Here is a 1720-nt window from a genome sequence, read left to right on the forward strand (position 1 = left end):
TCGCAGGGATCATCAAGATGGTCAAGGCCATCGAACACGGGGTGCTGCCGCAGACCCTGCACGTCGACGAGCCGACCCCCCACGTGGACTGGTCGTCGGGTGCGGTGGCGCTGCTGACCGAGGCCGTCGACTGGCCGGAGACCGGCCGTCCGCGCCGCGCGGGCGTCTCCTCCTTCGGCCTGAGCGGGACCAATGCCCACACCATCATCGAGCAGGCCCCGGCAGCCGACGAACAGGAACAGGAACAGGAACCGGCAGCCGGTGTCTCCCCCGGCGCGGCGCACACCCCGTCGCTGTGGACCCTGTCGGCGAAGGGCACCGAGGCGCTGCGCGCCCAGGCCGCTCAGCTTGCCGCCCATCTGCGAACCCGCCCCGAGCCGAGCACCGCCGATCTCGCCTTCTCGCTCGCCGTCGGTCGTGCCGGGCTTGAGAGCCGTGCGGCAGGTGTTGTGGCCGATCGTGGCGAGTTGCTCGCCGTTCTGGAGGGGTTGGCTTCCGGGCGGGGTGTTGCTGGTCTGGTCGAGGGTTCGGTGGTGGAGGGCCGGTCGGCGTTCCTGTTCACGGGGCAGGGGAGCCAGCGTCCGGGTATGGGGCGTGAGCTGTACGAGGCGTTTCCTGTGTTCGCGGATGCGCTGGATGCGGTGTGTGCTCATCTGGATGTGTATCTGGACCGTCCGTTGCGTGAGGTCGTGTTCGGTGACGATGCTGATTTGATCGGTCGGACGGGGTTCACGCAGCCCGCGTTGTTCGCGGTCGAGGTGGCGTTGTTCCGGCTTGTCGAGGCGTGGGGTGTGCGGCCTGATTTTCTGTCGGGTCATTCGATCGGTGAGCTGGCTGCCGCGCATGTGGCGGGGGTGTTGTCGCTTGCGGATGCGGCGAAGCTGGTGGCGGCTCGTGGGCGGTTGATGGAGGAACTGCCCGCTGGTGGGGCGATGGTGGCGGTGCAGGCGTCGGAGGACGAGGTGGCGCCGCTGCTGACCGAGGGCGTGAGCATCGCGGCCCTGAACGGTCCGCAGTCCGTCGTGATCGCGGGTGATGAGGATGCCGCTGTCGCGATCGCGGCAGGTTTCGAGGCGCGTGGTCGCAAGACGAAGCGGCTGACGGTCTCGCACGCGTTCCACTCGCCCCGCATGGACGGCATGCTGGAGGCCTTCCGCGAGGTCGCGGAGGGACTGTCGTACGAGGCGCCGCGCATTCCGATCGTCTCCAACCTGACCGGCGACCTGGTCTCCGCCGAGGAGATCACCGACCCCGGTTTCTGGGTGCGGCATGTCCGCGAGGCGGTCCGTTTCGTCGACGGCGTCCGTGCGCTGGAGGCGCAGGGTGTCACGACCTTCGTGGAGCTGGGTCCGGACGGGGTGCTCTCGGCCATGGGCCAGGAGTGCGTCACCGGCGAGGACGCTGCCTTCACACCTGTCCTGCGCAAGGGCCGGTCGGAGGCCGAGACGCTGACCGGTGCGCTGGCACAGCTCTACGTCCGGGGCGTCACCCCGGACTGGTCCGCCTACTACACCGGCACCGGCGCGCGCCGCGTGGAACTGCCCACCTATGCCTTCCAGCGGGAGCGCTTCTGGTTGGCGGAAGAGCCCGTCGCCTCGGTTGAGGTGAGCTCTCGTGGGGCCGTTGACGAGCGGTTCTGGGAGGTGGTTGAGCGTGGTGATGTGGTGGGGTTGGCTGCTGAGTTGGATGTTGATCCTGGGTTGTCGTTGGGTGATGTGTT

1 protein-coding gene is annotated in these 1720 nt (G+C 68.5%); it reads left to right on the top strand.

The features are described 5' to 3' along the window. Positions 1-1720 (top strand): acyltransferase domain-containing protein (locus tag ACF1CT_RS37360; RefSeq protein WP_391788492.1); only part of this gene is annotated, 1720 nt, incomplete at both ends.

Origin of the sequence: Streptomyces sp. NPDC014734 (genome assembly GCF_043083325.1) — a bacterium.
Classification (GTDB): domain Bacteria; phylum Actinomycetota; class Actinomycetes; order Streptomycetales; family Streptomycetaceae; genus Streptomyces.